The organism is Halomonas sp. GFAJ-1, from assembly GCF_000236625.2.
In the GTDB taxonomy this organism is placed as follows: Bacteria; Pseudomonadota; Gammaproteobacteria; order Pseudomonadales; family Halomonadaceae; genus Vreelandella.
Genome location: NZ_AHBC01000049.1, coordinates 68,417 through 82,943, shown reverse-complemented (window position 1 = coordinate 82,943; position 14,527 = coordinate 68,417). Strand labels below are relative to the sequence as shown.

The window sequence follows — 14,527 nt, the reverse complement described above, 5'->3', positions numbered from 1 at the left end:
AACATCAGCTAAGGCATCTTCATTATTTGCACCCAATAAAATATCATCAACTTTAGCCAACAAATCTTTTGTTTCTTCTACAGTCAAAGCACCTGCATCAAAAGGAGTACTCATTTTTACTTCGTAACTACCTGGGCGCCTGTCATTTGAAGGCTGCGGCAATGAGCTATCACTATCAATAATATTATAAGCTTGCTCTAGCGTATAAAAGACAACTACATCATTTAGATCTACATTCCCCAAGTCTAAAAAGGCTTCATATTGCTCAGGCGTAAGATCAGTTTTAGCTAGAGCAACTTTATCTGCGTTCTTTACCCAAGGGGCATTGACCTCAATGGCATTAAATAAACTGTCTAGCTGAGCAGCAGTAATCTCCCAGGATTGTAAAATTTCTACGCTTATCTCCTGTGAGTTTATAGCTCCATTAACGATTTCTTCCGTAGCTTTATACCTTGCTTCAGCCTTAGCTACCGTCACGAATGAAAAGCTTTCTTTAGGTTCTTCTGTTTGAATTTCGTAACGTTCACTGACACTGAGCATATCCCCCAGCGTCAAACTTTCATTAAAAATAAACCTAACAGGTGTTTCACCTAAAACAAACACGTCTCCTAGCTTTGCTACAAGCTGGTCACGCTGCTGAAGAGTCAAAATATCATCACGTACAGATACCTCGACAGCGCCTGAAAAGCGTCCGTTTGTATCTTCAGCATCAAGTATAACAATGGCGAAGTCTGACACTGTCCAGCTATAAAGCTCATCCAAAGCTGCGCTATCTAAGCGCGCATTCCTTGCAGACTGCTCGCCTTCATCCACGATTAAACCAACAGCATTTCTGTACTCTAAAGCTTTCTCAACGGATAGTGCCTCAGCCAAATATGCTGTTGAATCATCGATAATATAATTCGTCGCCAGCCCACTATTATCTTCTAGATAAATCCCCACCGCTTCCTCAAGCGTATACGACTGAATCTCAAAGCCAGCGATTTGATCCAGAATAGCGTATTGCTCAAACGTAATAACCGCCGTGTCGTTTATTTCAACCAGCGTTGCGTCGCGGATGTGAGGAGGATGTTGACTACCGTTATTTGTATAGGCCGTGACAATGGCGGCAGCACTATCTAAAACGCTCCACTCGTAGATGTCCGTCACTGACAAATTGTCGGTGCTTGCATTCACGAGCGCTAGTACGGCGCTGTAATACCCTGCTGCGTCGGCCACATTGATGCTGCCTTCGCCAACGGCTTCGTCAATATCGAACACGTCGCGAGTGAAGAAGAAACGCTCAGCTAAATCGCCTGGAGCGGCGAACGTTTCAGTTGCCTCATCAAACACGTAAGTCAGCGTGTATGCGACCTCGTTATAATCAAAGCCATCTTCACCAAGGCCATCAACCAAGGCGTCGTACTCAGCGGCTAGAATATTGCCATCTGCACCACCGTTGGCCACGAAGATACTGTCTGCGCCCTCAAGAACTTCCGGAATACCGCTTGTACTGTTCTCAATGACAGCCAGAATATCGCTGGCAGAATCGGTGATGCTCCAATTGTAAAAGGCTTCAAAATTGGCTGCGTCCCGGTCGGTAGAGCCCTCAAGAATGCTCTTGACGGTTTCAATCTCTGTTAGCGCGTTGGCAACTCTCAACGCTCCGTTGGCATTTGTGTAGGGCGTGTTGCCCGTAATGGAGTAAAACTCACTGGGGGCGAGTACGCCACCGGCCTCAGCACCCACGGCTGCTTCCAGATCCGCGTAGGTGACGGTAGTTCGGAGGGCATCCTCACCTGCATCCAAGCGCAGCGCATCCTCAACAACACCCAATAGCTCTTCGTACTGCGCTTGAGTGATTTCCTCACCTTTCACACGCACCGTTTCAGCATTCAAAATGGCATCGTTGTCAAACGCATCATCATCGGCGTTGACGTTACTGATACCGTTGAGCAAGTTGCTAATGGAGTCTTCGATCTGCCACACCACTGCATCGCTTGCCAGCAAGGCCGCTTGGTTCTCTGCACCCGCGATGATGGCGAAATAGCTCTCTCCCTCAGCCACTGTCCACACTTCATCGAACGATGTATCCAGATCGATCACGTAGCTGTCGACGAGCGGGCCATCGCCATCATCAATAACAGAGATGGCGTTGGCCAGCGTGTACTCCACCAGCTCATCGAGCCGCACGTAGTTAAACTCAGCCGCGCTCAGCGCTTCGAACTGCGCAATCGTGATGATGTCATCACTCACATTCACCGCATTCGCGCGCGTGAGATGAGGAACACTACCCTCTTCAATCGCTTCTAAGATCGCTGAAGCGCTATCGACGACCGTCCAGTTAAACAGCCCATCGGCATCGGGCGTTTGGGTATTAAGCGCGCCATCGAGAATGCGCTCTACTACTTCGAGAGTTGCCGCTGCTTCATCGACGCTGACCTCACCCGCCTCAAAGGGTACGGTGGTATCGATGTCATAGTTGGCGGCCAAGCTCTCGGCGTTGACAGCATTTTCCAGCGTGTAGCGAACGATGGTCGCGCCCAGTTCGAAGTTTTCCAGCGCATTGAGCTGGTCAAATTGAGCAGAGGTGATCACCCGATTGTTCGCTGATACCTGATTCGCTTCAATCACGTGCCCTTGATCCAGGTCCGCGATAATAGCCTCAGCCGTATCACTAATTTCCCAGACAAATAGCGTCAGCGGTGGCTGGTTGTTAGCGCCTTCCAAAATGCGAGACACATCCGCAAAGGTGCCTTCAGCTTGGGCAACCGTAACGGTGCCAGCATCAAGAACTTTATCAAGGTTAATAATGTAGTTACTGGCTAAGGGGTCAGCAGCCAGGGCCTCGGCCAGCGTGTAATCTACTTCTGTATCGCCGAGCACGAAATTAACTAGCGCGTCTAACTGCACAAACTGAGCGGGTGTGATAATCATTTCAGTGACCCGAATACTTTCAGCCTGATTAATTTGCGGGCGAGCAGAGGGCGTTGCCAGAATATTCGCCAAACTATCAACAATGTGCCACTCAAGTAACATGGAACGCGTTAGGCCGTCTGAACCGGTATTTTGTGCTAAATCGAGTAGTTGGCGGGTGTTATTAATGAGTTCGGCCGCTTCTCGTACCGTTACATTACCAGCGTTAAATAGCGCGCCGGGGGCCAGCGTATAGTTAGCTGGCATGTCGTCTGTGCCTAACGCCTCTTCTAACGTGTATGGCACCACCGTGTTGCCAAGAACAAAGTTATTTAACGTATTAAGGTCGGCAAACTGATCGGGGCGAATGGTGGCATTGGTTAATGTGACGCTTTGAGCGCCCACCACTTCTGGTCGGCCTAAGCCACCGCTTACCAGCACATCTTCGGCATCGGCACGAATCGACCATGTATAAACACTGCCAAGGCCAATTGGCGCAGTGTCTACGTCAAAATCACCCGCCAAAATCATCTCAACCAACCCAAGCTGGTTGCCCGCGGCTGTAAGGCCAAGCATCCCCGCGTCAAAAGGCTGGCCTGGGTTAATCAAGTACTGGTCAGGCAGCTCACCGTTTTGCGCCAGCGTTAATGCTTGCTGAAGGGTGAGGTAGGGAAGGTCAGCGCGGGCTTCAAGGGTATTGGAAAGCTCGCTATTAGGGTCTTGAGCATCACGTTGGGCACTGCGTAGTGGATTATTAGCCCCTTCACGATAAGCGTCTAAATCCAAATTGACGCCCGCCGCATCAATAGCGTCAAGCGCCTGCTTCACTTGGCCTGCAATTGAAGGAAGGCCTAATGCATCCGCCATTTCCTGATTGGTTAATTCGCGGCCGTTTTCACTCGCTTGATTAAAGGCAGAGGCCAACCGTGACAGTGCATCAGCACTACTGATGCCTGCGGTAGCCGCCATAGATAACAGGCTTGCGACTTTGACGCCGGCAATTAGCAGGTCAACGTTCGCCGATGCTTCGGCCAACGGGTCAGTGGTTAACAGGTTAAGTCGATCATCAAGCCCCAAGGCGGTTTTTATAACGCTTTCGGCATCGCTATTATTCAGGCCAAACTGCTGAGATAACTGCACCATCATGGTGGTGAGTGGTGTAATGACGGTCGAGCCATCGGGTGCTCGCAGCACGCCCGTAAAGGGAAGCCCTGTCGATATATCCACACCGCCAGTGGCGGTAAGAATACCGCTACCCTGCAAGCCGGAGAAAAACCCGCTGCCATTGGTGGTCACACTGTTAGCGTCGAACTCACGGGTAACGGTAGCACCCGAGATATACCCATCAATTACATAGCCACTAATCGTTGAAGGCCCGGTTTCGCCACCACCACCACCACCACCACCTCCCGCGGCGGCAGCTCCCAGGGCAATCGCGCCCCCGCCAACATACAACCAAGGTGGAATATCCGCGAAAGAACTAACAGGTGCGCTACTACTTGCAATGCTTGTGCCTGACACAGCGGGGCTGAAAGAGGCGCTCGGTACGAAAAGTAAATTACCGAAGTCGGTGCCTTCTGCTACGCCGTACTGAAGCGCACTACTGGGGCTGATAAGGAGCAAATCCCCTTGCTGGACAACTGCACTACGCGCCAACGTCATTTGGCTACCGTCCGCACGGGTAATCAGCACATCACCGTTTGGCAGCAGCTCCCATGACTGCACATCGGGAAGCTGACTAAGGGGAACTAGCAGGCCGCTATCATTACTTAGCGCCTCCATGAGCGCGGTGATATCAACCACCACACGGCCACCCTCAAGGGCAACATCCGCAGCCGCCAAGTCGATACGATAGCCATTATTCATTAGCAGCGTCAGGCTGCCGTTAGGCATGCGAATGACTTCGGCGACGCCTTGTAAATCGTTAATCGCCACGTTGGAGTCAGCAAGCGCCTGCTGGGCCATAAGGGGTAAAACCAGCGTGGCAGCCATGCCGGTATTTTTGAGTGCTTTTTGGTTTTTCGCCATCCAGCGGCGCACGAATGCCACTCGCGCCTGTGGATCAGCCGGTATGTCGATACGCACAACATCGCCGCGGGTGTCGGCCATTGTTTGCCATGCATGCTGCGAAGCAGCACTGCTGACCCTGACACCGTTAAGCAAATGGCCGCTAATCACGCCTGGTTGCGTCGACTTAAGAATATCGGCTGATGACGTCGCCATTAAGCACATCTCCACTAAAGGTAAATGGCGCTATGCGCCGTATTTTTATTTCGGATCGCCGTTAATCGACGATGTGCCGCGGTGAGAAGCAGCAATCAATGTGATTAGAAAATTGGCCTTAAGTATTTCACAAAGAAGTAGCAAATAAACCATTAAAAAGGACGCTTAATTGCCTGTTAACGCGTATTAGAGGCTTCATGAACATGCGCAGGGGGAGATAGTTTGGGAAGGCACAACAAAAAAGGGCCTAGCGATGAACGCTAAGCCCTAAAATTTGGTGCCGGTGGCCAGACTCGAACTGGCACACCCGTAAAGGCGGCGGATTTTGAATCCGCTGCGTCTACCAATTCCGCCACACCGGCAATGGATGAGCATTATACGGAGATAACACCGTAGGTCAATCACATCAACTGACTTTATCTAACGAAAGCGCTATCCTATGCCGCCTGTTTGACCACTGAAAAGAGCCATTTCCATGCAGCGCGCGGACTTCCATTTCGAGCTACCCGATGAGCTCATTGCCCGTTACCCCTCTGAGCAGCGCAGCGACTGCCGTTTGCTATGCGTGGATGGCCAGAGCGGCGCACGTGACCATCGCCGATTTACCGACTTACTTGAAATTCTCGAGCCTGGCGACTTGCTGGTGTTCAACGACACCCGTGTCATACCGGCACGCCTGCACGGCCATAAAGCCAGCGGTGGAAAAGTCGAAATGCTATTGGAGCGCCCTTTAGACAGTCATCGCGGCTTGGCGCATATCCGCTCCAGTAAATCGCCGAAGCCTGGCACCGAGCTAATCTTTGAAGGCGATATTCATGCCATCGTAGAAGGCCGCCGCGACGCACTGTTTGAGCTGCGTTTTCTAGGCGACACGCCGATGATTGCCCTGCTAGAAGCGCATGGCCATATGCCACTGCCGCCCTATATCACCCGCGAAGATGAACTCAGCGACCGAGACCGTTACCAAACGGTGTATGCCCGTCGCGACGGCGCGGTGGCCGCTCCTACGGCGGGGCTTCATTTTGACCAACCGCTGCTAGACGCGCTGGCCGAAAAAGGGATTAACAGTGCATTTGTGACCTTGCATGTGGGCGCGGGCACCTTTCAGCCAGTACGGGTTGATAATATCCTTGAACACCACATGCACAGTGAGTGGATTGAGGTTTCTGAAGCTGCCTGCCAAAAAGTGCGCGATACCCAGGCTGCTGGTAGGCGAGTGGTTGCGGTTGGCACCACCAGCGTGCGCTGCCTAGAGAGCGCCTGTATGAAAAGCGCCAATGGTGAGATAGCTCCCTACAGCGGCGATACCGATATTTTTATCTACCCTGGTTACGAGTGGCGCTGCGTGGATGCGCTAATCACCAACTTCCACCTGCCGGAATCTACCCTGCTGATGCTGGTGTCGGCCTTCGCAGGCTATGAACACATGATGCAGGCTTACCGTACAGCCGTAGAAGAGCGTTACGCCTTTTTTAGTTATGGCGACGCCATGCTGCTTACCCGCTAATTAACGAGTTATTGTGATGCGAAACGAATGCTTTATGCGCTTTGAGCGCTTAGCCGAAGATGGCCGTGCGCGCCGTGGCCGCCTGCACTTTCCCCGTGGCACGGTGGAAACGCCCGCCTTTATGCCCGTAGGCACCTACGGCACTGTCAAAGGTATGACACCCGACTCCGTGAAAGAGATTGGCGCGGAAATCATCCTTGGTAATACGTTTCACCTTTGGCTGCGCCCGGGCACCGACGTGATTGAAGCCCACGGCGACCTTCACGATTTTGCCCAATGGGACAAACCCATACTGACCGACTCCGGCGGCTTTCAGGTGTTCTCGCTCGGTGAAATGCGCAAAATCACCGAGCAGGGCGTCCACTTCCGCTCGCCGGTAGATGGCAGCAAGGTGTTTATGGGGCCGGAAGAGTCCATGGCCGTGCAGCGCTCGCTGGGCTCTGACGTAGTGATGATCTTTGACGAGTGCACCCCCTACCCCGCTACCTTTGAAGAAGCGGAAAAATCCATGGAGCTTTCGTTACGCTGGGCCCAGCGCTCACGCGATGCCCATGGCGACTCACCTTCAGCGCTATTCGGCATTATTCAGGGCGGCATGCACCCAGCGCTGCGCGAGCGTTCGCTCAACGGGTTGTTAGAGATCGGCTTCGACGGCTTGGCGATTGGTGGCTTGTCCGTTGGCGAGCCCAAAGAAGAGATGATCAAGGTGCTCGATTACCTACCCACCTGGATGCCCGATGAAAAGCCGCGCTACCTGATGGGCGTGGGCAAGCCGGAAGACCTAGTAGAAGGCGTGCGCCGAGGCGTGGATATGTTTGACTGCGTAATGCCGACCCGCAATGCGCGCAACGGCCACCTCTTCACCTCTGACGGCACGGTCAAAATTCGCAACGCCAAACACCGTTTCGACACCCGCCCGCTTGATGATGAGTGCGACTGCCATACCTGCAAGAATTTCTCCCGCGGCTATCTGCACCACTTGGATCGCTGCAACGAAATGCTAGGTTCGATGCTTAATACCATCCATAACTTACGCTACTACCAGCGTGTGATGGCTGATTTGCGCGCGGCAATCGAAGCGGGTACATTGACGACCTTTGTGGAAAGCTTCTATGCACGGCGCGGCCTACCGGTGCCTCCCCTTGCAGAAACTGACACCTAATCAATAATAGCCACTGGCTGCGGCGAGTGGTTTATTAACCCGTTCACCCATTGAGTGTTCTAACCCAGGAGTTCCCTGCAATGCTGGATTTCTTCATCTCACCAGCCCATGCCCAAGAAGCCGCTGCTGGCGGTGGCATCGCGCAAATTGTCATGCTGGTCGGTTTCGTACTGATTTTCTACTTCCTGCTGTGGCGCCCCCAGGCAAAACGCGCCAAGCAGCACAAACAGCTGGTTACCAGCTTAGCTAAAGGTGATGAAGTCGTCATCGGTGGTGGCTTAGTGGGCCGCATTACCAAAGTTAGCGATGAGTTTTTAACTCTGGAAGTTTCAGAAGGCAACGAAGTTAACGTGCAGAAAAATGCCGTCGCTGCCATTCTGCCCAAGGGTACCATTAAGTCCATCTAACGCCTGAAGTCTTCCCTGCCGAGTCAGTGCCAGCCACCCCGGCAGGGGTGACATGGTAGCGTCGATGGTGAACGTTGCTGTGCACAGCCTGTCTGTGCACAGCAATTCCGTTTGTAATTGAAGGCAGGGCTTGCATGCTCAACCGTTACCCCCTGTGGAAGTATCTGCTGATACTGGTCGTCCTGGTGGTTGGCCTTATCTATGCGCTTCCCAACTTGTTTCCCGCAGATCCCGCCATTCAGGTTAGCAGCGCCCAGGGCGATGCGCTGGATGAGCGTCAAATAACCCGTGTCGAAGAAGCGCTTAACGAACAAGGCGTCGAAATCAAAACCATCGAGCAGGAGAATGGCCAGTGGCTCATTCGCCTGGAAAAGAACGATGATCAGTTGAATGCTCGCGACATCGCCACTCGCGTATTAGGCAACGAAGCCACGGTTGCACTTAACCTGGCAGAAGCCACGCCGAGCTGGTTACAAGCATTTTCTGCGTCACCCATGACGCTGGGCCTAGATTTACGCGGTGGCGTTCACTTTTTACTTGAAGTGGACATGGATGCTGCCCTTACCCAACGATTAGAAGTCAATGCAAGCGCCATGCGTGAGCTGCTGCGCGGTGAGCGCATTCGCTACCGCAACACCGAAGTAGCCGAACGCTCGCTCTCTATTGATTTTGCCAGCAGCGATGACCGTGATGCAGCGCGCCGCTTAATCAGCCGCGACTTTCCCGACTTTGATTACAGCAGCGAAAGCGATGGCCGCACCTCTCGGCTGGTGATGTCGCTTAGCGACCAAACGGTCAACGAAATACAGGATTACGCGGTTAACCAAAACTTAACCACCTTGCGCAATCGGGTGGATGAGCTAGGCGTTGCCGAACCGATGGTACAGCGTCAGGGCCCCAGCCAGATTGTGGTTGAACTACCGGGCATCCAAGACACCGTGGCTGCAAAGCGTATTGTCGGCGCCACCGCTAACCTGGAGTTCCGCTTAGAAGCGCGCAACGACACGCCCGACATGGAAACCGAGCGCCATACATTCCGCAACGACACTTCGCGCTCAGCGGATTTGATGCGTGATGTGATTATTACAGGCGATAGCGTTTCCAGTGCCAGCCATAGCTTTGACGAAAACGGCCGCCCCCAGGTCAACATCAACCTGGATGGTACCGGCGGTACGCTAATGAACCGCGCCACGCGCACCAACATTGGTCGCAATATGGCAGTGCTGTTCATTGAGCACAAAAGTGAAGACCGGGTTGAAACTGACCCAGAAACCGGCCAAGAGACCATCGTTCGCGAGCCTTACGTTGAGCGTGGCCTGATCAGCCTTGCCACCATTCAAAGCGCGCTAGGCAATAGCTTCCGGATTACTGGGCTGGACTCGCCCACCGAAGCCGCAGAGCTTGCGCTACTGCTGCGTTCCGGCTCGCTGGCAGCGCCCATTTACTTTGTTCAAGAGCGCACCATTGGCCCAAGCCTAGGCGCTGAAAACATCGAGCGCGGCGTACTCTCGGTGCAGATCGGCTTGCTATTGGTAGTGATCTTTATGCTCGCGCGCTACAAGGTATTCGGTATCTTCGCCAACATTGCGCTCGCCATCAACTTAACCCTGCTAATCGCCGTAATGTCGATGCTGGGGGCTACCCTGACGCTGCCAGGCATTGCCGGTATTGTGCTGACGCTGGGCATGGCGGTGGATGCCAACGTGCTGATATTTGAGCGAATACGCGAAGAGCTGCGCAACGGCATGTCGATTCAACAAGCCATACACGCGGGCTATGAACGCGCTTTCACCTCCATCGTGGATGCCAACATCACCACGCTGCTGGTGGCTGTGATTCTGTTCTCTATTGGCACCGGCCCCGTTAAAGGCTTTGCCGTTACGCTCTCCATCGGCATTTTGACGTCGATGTTCACCGCCCTGCTGGTGACCCGTGCCATGGTTAACCTAACCTATGGCAGCAAACCCGTCAAAAAGCTGTGGATCTGAAAAACGTGCTCAGCTCAGAATTTAAGAGGTGGTAATGAAACCCCTATCACACCTGCAGATCGACTTTATGGGGCGGCGCAACATTGCGTTCGTGGCCTCAGCCGTCATGCTTATTGTTTCGATTGGCGCCATTTTGTTTCAGCAGCTCAATCTAGGGCTCGACTTTACTGGCGGAACCTTGGTTGAGGTGCGTTATAGCGCAGCACCTTCGCTGGATGCGATCCGTCAACTTCTTGAAAGCAGCGGCTTTCAGGATGTGTCGGTGCAGACTTTTGGCGCTTCAACCGAAGTATTGATCCGTTTGCAGCAAGCTTTTGATCCTGAGGTAGGCAACGAAGTGGTGAGCCTGCTTCGCGCTGAGGGCGAAAGCGTTGATCTTGTACGCGCGGAGTTTGTCGGCGCTCAGGTCGGTGAGCAGTTGCGCGACCAGAGCGGGCTAGGCATGCTGGTCGCCCTTGGCATTGTGATGCTCTACGTGGCCTTTCGCTTCCAATACAAATTTGCCATCGGTGCGCTATTTGCTCTGCTGCATGACGTTATTATCGTGGTGGGTATCTTCGCGCTATTCCAGCTCGACTTTAACCTCACGGTTCTTGCAGCCATTCTGGCGGTCATTGGTTATTCGCTAAACGATACGATTGTGGTGTATGACCGGATTCGTGAAACGATCCGCACGTCACGCATTGATGATATGCCGCAAATTTTTAACGAAGCGATCAACGCCACGCTCTCGCGTACCCTGGCAACGTCTGGCACCACCATTCTCGTACTGCTAGCCCTGCTGTTACTGGGCGGCGATATGATTAATAACTTTGCCATTGCTTTGTTAATCGGCGTGCTGGTGGGTACTTTCTCCTCAATCTATATTTCCGGCGCGCTGCTGCTGCCACTTAAGCTTTCTCGGGAAGATCTAATTCCAACCAAAAAAGAGCTTGATGAAGAGGAAGAAGAGCTGCCTTAATAAAGTACGTTTGGCACACAACAAAAAGCCCTGCTGGTGATGCCAGCAGGGCTTTTTTAAGCACTCATTTTAGGTGCTCATTAAGTATTCGACTTGACCTAAAAGTGCGGCGCCAGCTGTTTGATCAGCGCTTTATAAAGGCGCGGGCCAGCAGCCATCAGCTGACTCTCGGGACTTACGGTCGGTTTGCCATCTGGTGTGCCCATTAACGCACCCGCTTCTTTAAGCAGCAGTGACCCCACCTGCATATCCTGCTCTTCAAGGCCCAAGACAAAAACGCTGTCTACGCGGCCAGTCGCCAATTCACAGATATCAAGCAAACCACTGCCGGTGGCCAGCAAGGTTTCAACCTGGGGGGCAAGCTGCTGAGCAATGGTTAAGTAAGCAGGCAAGTGGCTAGGACGTAGCCAAGCTTCGGGTAGACTCATCGCCATCCGCGTACCGGCGATCGCCGTTGGCTTGCTAACGCGCATACGCTTGTCGTTATACTGCGCGCCACGGCCACGGCTGGCGATATACTCGTCATCACCAAACGGCGAGAGAATCACCGCGTGCTCGGGGCGGCCTTTCACAAGACACACCACTGAGAGTGCAAAGCCCTTGCCAGCTACCGCTAAATTTGTGTAGCCATGCATAGGTTCAATCTTCCAGACAGTATCCGCGCCCTCCCCTTCACCGGCTTTATACGGCGTATAGCGGCCGGTAACACCGTGGTGGGGGTAGCCACGCTCCAACTGCTGAACGATGGTCGCTTCTGCCTTACGCGCAGTGTCTTCTAGCAACCGGTCGAGATTAAATTCTTCATGAGCATTTTCAATCCGCTCACGGACGCGTAAAAAGTGTTCAACAGCGCCACGCGCAGCGCGCAGCGTAAATTGGACCATCGGATTCATGATCGGGCCTTGTCACAGTGATGTTAAAGAACAGTGGGTAGTCGCAGGGCTACCTTTGGCGCGCAATTCTAGCAGAGCCCCCTCGGGCATGCCATCGACTCATGCTAAACTGCGCGGTTTCCGCATTTGATTACCGAGCCTATTATGCTTGAGCGCATTCGTATTGTTCTTATCGGCACCAGCCATCCCGGCAATATTGGCGGCGTAGCACGCGCTATGCACAACATGGGCTTGGCCGACCTTGTCTTGGTAGCTCCTCGCTGCGAGGTGATCACCCAGGACAGCATCTCCCGGGCCTCTGGCGCTGACCACCTGCTTCATCAAGCGGTGATTCACGCCACTCTTGAGGATGCTGTTGCTGACTGCACCTTGGCCGTAGGCGCCAGCGCGCGCTCGCGCACCCTCCCCTGGCCAATGATTTCACCCCGCGAGCTGGCCGAGCGCCTACCGAGCGAATGCCACCAGGAAGGCGCCCACGTCGCGCTGGTATTTGGCCGTGAAGACAGCGGCTTAACCAACGCCGAGCTACAGCGCTGTCATGCCCATGTGCATATCCCCACCAACGCTGATTTCAGTTCGCTCAACTTAGCAGCAGCCGTTCAGGTATTAGCCTACGAATGCCGCATGGCGTGGTTAAGCCAAGCGACACCAGAGCCAGTCAGCGATAATGAGGACGAGCTGGCGACTCACGCAGAACTGGAGCGTTACTTCGAGCATTTAGAGCGCACCCTCATTGCGATTGAGTTTCACGACCCGGCTCAGCCGCGCCAGTTAATGGCAAGATTGCGCCGCTTATACTTACGCGCCCGTCCAGAAAAAATGGAAATGAATATTTTGCGCGGCATTCTATCAGCCACCGAAAAAGCAGCAGATCGGCAGCAGCCATAGTGATAGCCGCTGAACTAACCAGAATGACCTAAACTTGAAGTCGTGGCTTCGCGCCCCAACATCGCCTTCCTGCTAACGTTATTCCATTACGCTTTTTTATTGCTGTTAACTTATGACGGTTAACCCACTGATGCGACGCTGCCGCCCTTAACGCCCAAGGATCACCCATGTTTCAACGCCTGCGTGAAGACATTAATAGCGTATTCGACCGCGATCCTGCGGCCCGTAATTTTTTGGAAGTGTTAACCAACTATCCTGGCCTGCATGCGCTGCTGCTGCACCGCTGCGGCCACTGGCTATGGAACAAAAACCTCAAGTGGCTAGCCCGCACAATCTCGACGTTTTCCCGCTGGCTTACGGGTATAGAAATTCACCCAGGCGCTACCATTGGCCGGCGCTTTTTTATCGACCACGGCATGGGCGTGGTGATTGGTGAAACAGCGTTAGTAGGCGATAACGTAACGCTTTACCAAGGGGTCACTTTAGGCGGCACCAGCTGGAATAAGGGCAAGCGCCACCCAACCCTGGAAGATGGCGTGATTGTCGGCGCGGGTGCCAAAATTCTTGGCCCGTTCACCGTCGGTGCGGGGGCTAAAATTGGCTCAAACGCTGTGGTAACAAAAGAAGTACCTCCGGGTGCAACCGTGGTAGGTATTCCTGGCAAAATTGTTAAGCGTGCTGACCCGGATGTAGAGGAAGCACTGGATGTGGACCCTGCTCGCCGAGAAGCTATTTGCCAAAAGTTTGGCTTCGATGCTTACGGCGTTAGTCAGGACATGCCCGACCCCGTTGCCCGCTCCATGCAGGCGATGCTGGACCACATGCATGCCGTGGATGAGCGCATTGAGCGCATGTGCTCCACACTGCGCAAATTGGATGCAAGCTACCGGGATGGCCAGCTACCTGAACTGCGGGATGAAGATTTTGCCGACATTCTCGACGAAAACGATACCGGCTGCCCAGGGCTAGGCAGACATCAGCGCAATCAGCCCAACGACACAGCCCCCCATTCATCTTCTGATACGTCGACCACGCGCAATAGTTGACCAAAGCACTCAGGATTTCCATAATGGCTGTACATTTGCCGTGAGCACGCTGATGGCTCAGCGTCGAGGTTCCTGTCATGCGCTTGACCACAAAAGGCCGTTACGCTGTCACTGCCATGCTTGATTTGGCACTTAATGTGCAGCACGGGCCCACTAGCCTGAGCGATATTTCGCAACGCCAAGAGATTTCCCTCTCTTATTTGGAGCAGCTATTTGCCCGCTTACGACGTGCAGGGCTGGTTACCAGCGTACGCGGGCCTGGCGGCGGATATTTACTGGCCATGCCCGCTGAAGAGATCAGCGTCTCGCAAGTTATCGACGCCGTGAACGAAACCGTTGATGCCACACGTTGTCAAGGACTATCCGACTGCCAACAGGGCGATACCTGCTTAACCCACTTTCTGTGGTGTGAGCTTTCTGGGCAAATTCGCAGCTTTTTTGACGACATTACCCTTGCCCAGTTGATGCAGCGCCCCGATGTAATACGTATTGCTTCCCGGCAACAACATCGCGTAGATGCTGGCATTCTTGCCTCATCCCCCTGAAGGCCCAACCTG

Annotated in this window: 10 protein-coding genes and 1 tRNA gene; 8 read left to right on the top strand and 3 right to left on the bottom strand. The window is 53.5% G+C overall.

Annotation, left to right across the window (positions count from 1 at the left end):
• Both MOY_RS13945 and MOY_RS13940 read right to left on the bottom strand, forming a co-directional pair.
• Window positions 1-5,118: hypothetical protein (locus MOY_RS13945; protein WP_009100897.1), on the bottom strand; the 5,118-nt coding region annotated here is incomplete at its 3' end.
• A gap of 275 nt (window positions 5,119-5,393) precedes the next feature.
• Window positions 5,394-5,480, bottom strand: a tRNA-Leu gene (locus tag MOY_RS13940).
• A gap of 113 nt (window positions 5,481-5,593) precedes the next feature.
• Here MOY_RS13940 and queA point away from each other — a divergent pair.
• From queA to secF, 5 genes are all read left to right on the top strand, one after another.
• Window positions 5,594-6,625 carry a tRNA preQ1(34) S-adenosylmethionine ribosyltransferase-isomerase QueA gene (gene queA, locus MOY_RS13935; protein ID WP_009100895.1) on the top strand — a complete coding sequence of 344 codons (1,032 nt, stop codon included), beginning with the start codon at window positions 5,594-5,596 and terminating at the stop codon, window positions 6,623-6,625.
• A 34-nt stretch (window positions 6,626-6,659) separates the two neighbouring features.
• Complete coding sequence (tgt, locus tag MOY_RS13930; protein ID WP_009100893.1) at window positions 6,660-7,787, top strand: tRNA guanosine(34) transglycosylase Tgt; 1,128 nt, start codon at window positions 6,660-6,662, stop codon at window positions 7,785-7,787.
• Between the two features lie 80 nt (window positions 7,788-7,867).
• Window positions 7,868-8,194, top strand: a complete 327-nt coding sequence (gene yajC, locus MOY_RS13925) for a preprotein translocase subunit YajC (protein WP_009100891.1) — start codon at window positions 7,868-7,870, stop codon at window positions 8,192-8,194.
• A 134-nt stretch (window positions 8,195-8,328) separates the two neighbouring features.
• Complete coding sequence (secD, locus tag MOY_RS13920; RefSeq protein WP_009100889.1) at window positions 8,329-10,182, top strand: protein translocase subunit SecD; 1,854 nt, start codon at window positions 8,329-8,331, stop codon at window positions 10,180-10,182.
• 34 nt (window positions 10,183-10,216) lie between these two features.
• Window positions 10,217-11,143 carry a protein translocase subunit SecF gene (secF, locus tag MOY_RS13915; RefSeq protein WP_009100887.1) on the top strand — a complete coding sequence of 309 codons (927 nt, stop codon included), beginning with the start codon at window positions 10,217-10,219 and terminating at the stop codon, window positions 11,141-11,143.
• Between the two features lie 98 nt (window positions 11,144-11,241).
• Here the strand turns inward: secF and MOY_RS13910 are convergent, their stop codons facing one another.
• Window positions 11,242-12,036 (bottom strand): inositol monophosphatase family protein, encoded by a 795-nt coding sequence (locus MOY_RS13910; protein WP_009100885.1) that lies wholly within the window; start codon window positions 12,034-12,036, stop codon window positions 11,242-11,244.
• A gap of 144 nt (window positions 12,037-12,180) precedes the next feature.
• Here MOY_RS13910 and trmJ point away from each other — a divergent pair, with 144 nt between their 5' ends.
• The 3 genes from trmJ (at window position 12,181) to iscR (ending at window position 14,515) form a co-directional block, all read left to right on the top strand.
• Window positions 12,181-12,924, top strand: coding sequence for a tRNA (cytosine(32)/uridine(32)-2'-O)-methyltransferase TrmJ (gene trmJ / locus MOY_RS13905; protein WP_009100883.1), 744 nt, complete (start codon window positions 12,181-12,183; stop codon window positions 12,922-12,924).
• Between the two features lie 167 nt (window positions 12,925-13,091).
• Window positions 13,092-13,970 (top strand): serine O-acetyltransferase, encoded by an 879-nt coding sequence (gene cysE / locus MOY_RS13900; RefSeq protein ID WP_009100881.1) that lies wholly within the window; start codon window positions 13,092-13,094, stop codon window positions 13,968-13,970.
• Window positions 13,971-14,047: 77 nt separating this feature from the next.
• Entirely contained in the window at window positions 14,048-14,515 is a 468-nt protein-coding gene (gene iscR, locus MOY_RS13895) for a Fe-S cluster assembly transcriptional regulator IscR (protein ID WP_009100879.1), read from the top strand.
• Window positions 14,516-14,527 lie beyond the last annotated feature (12 nt).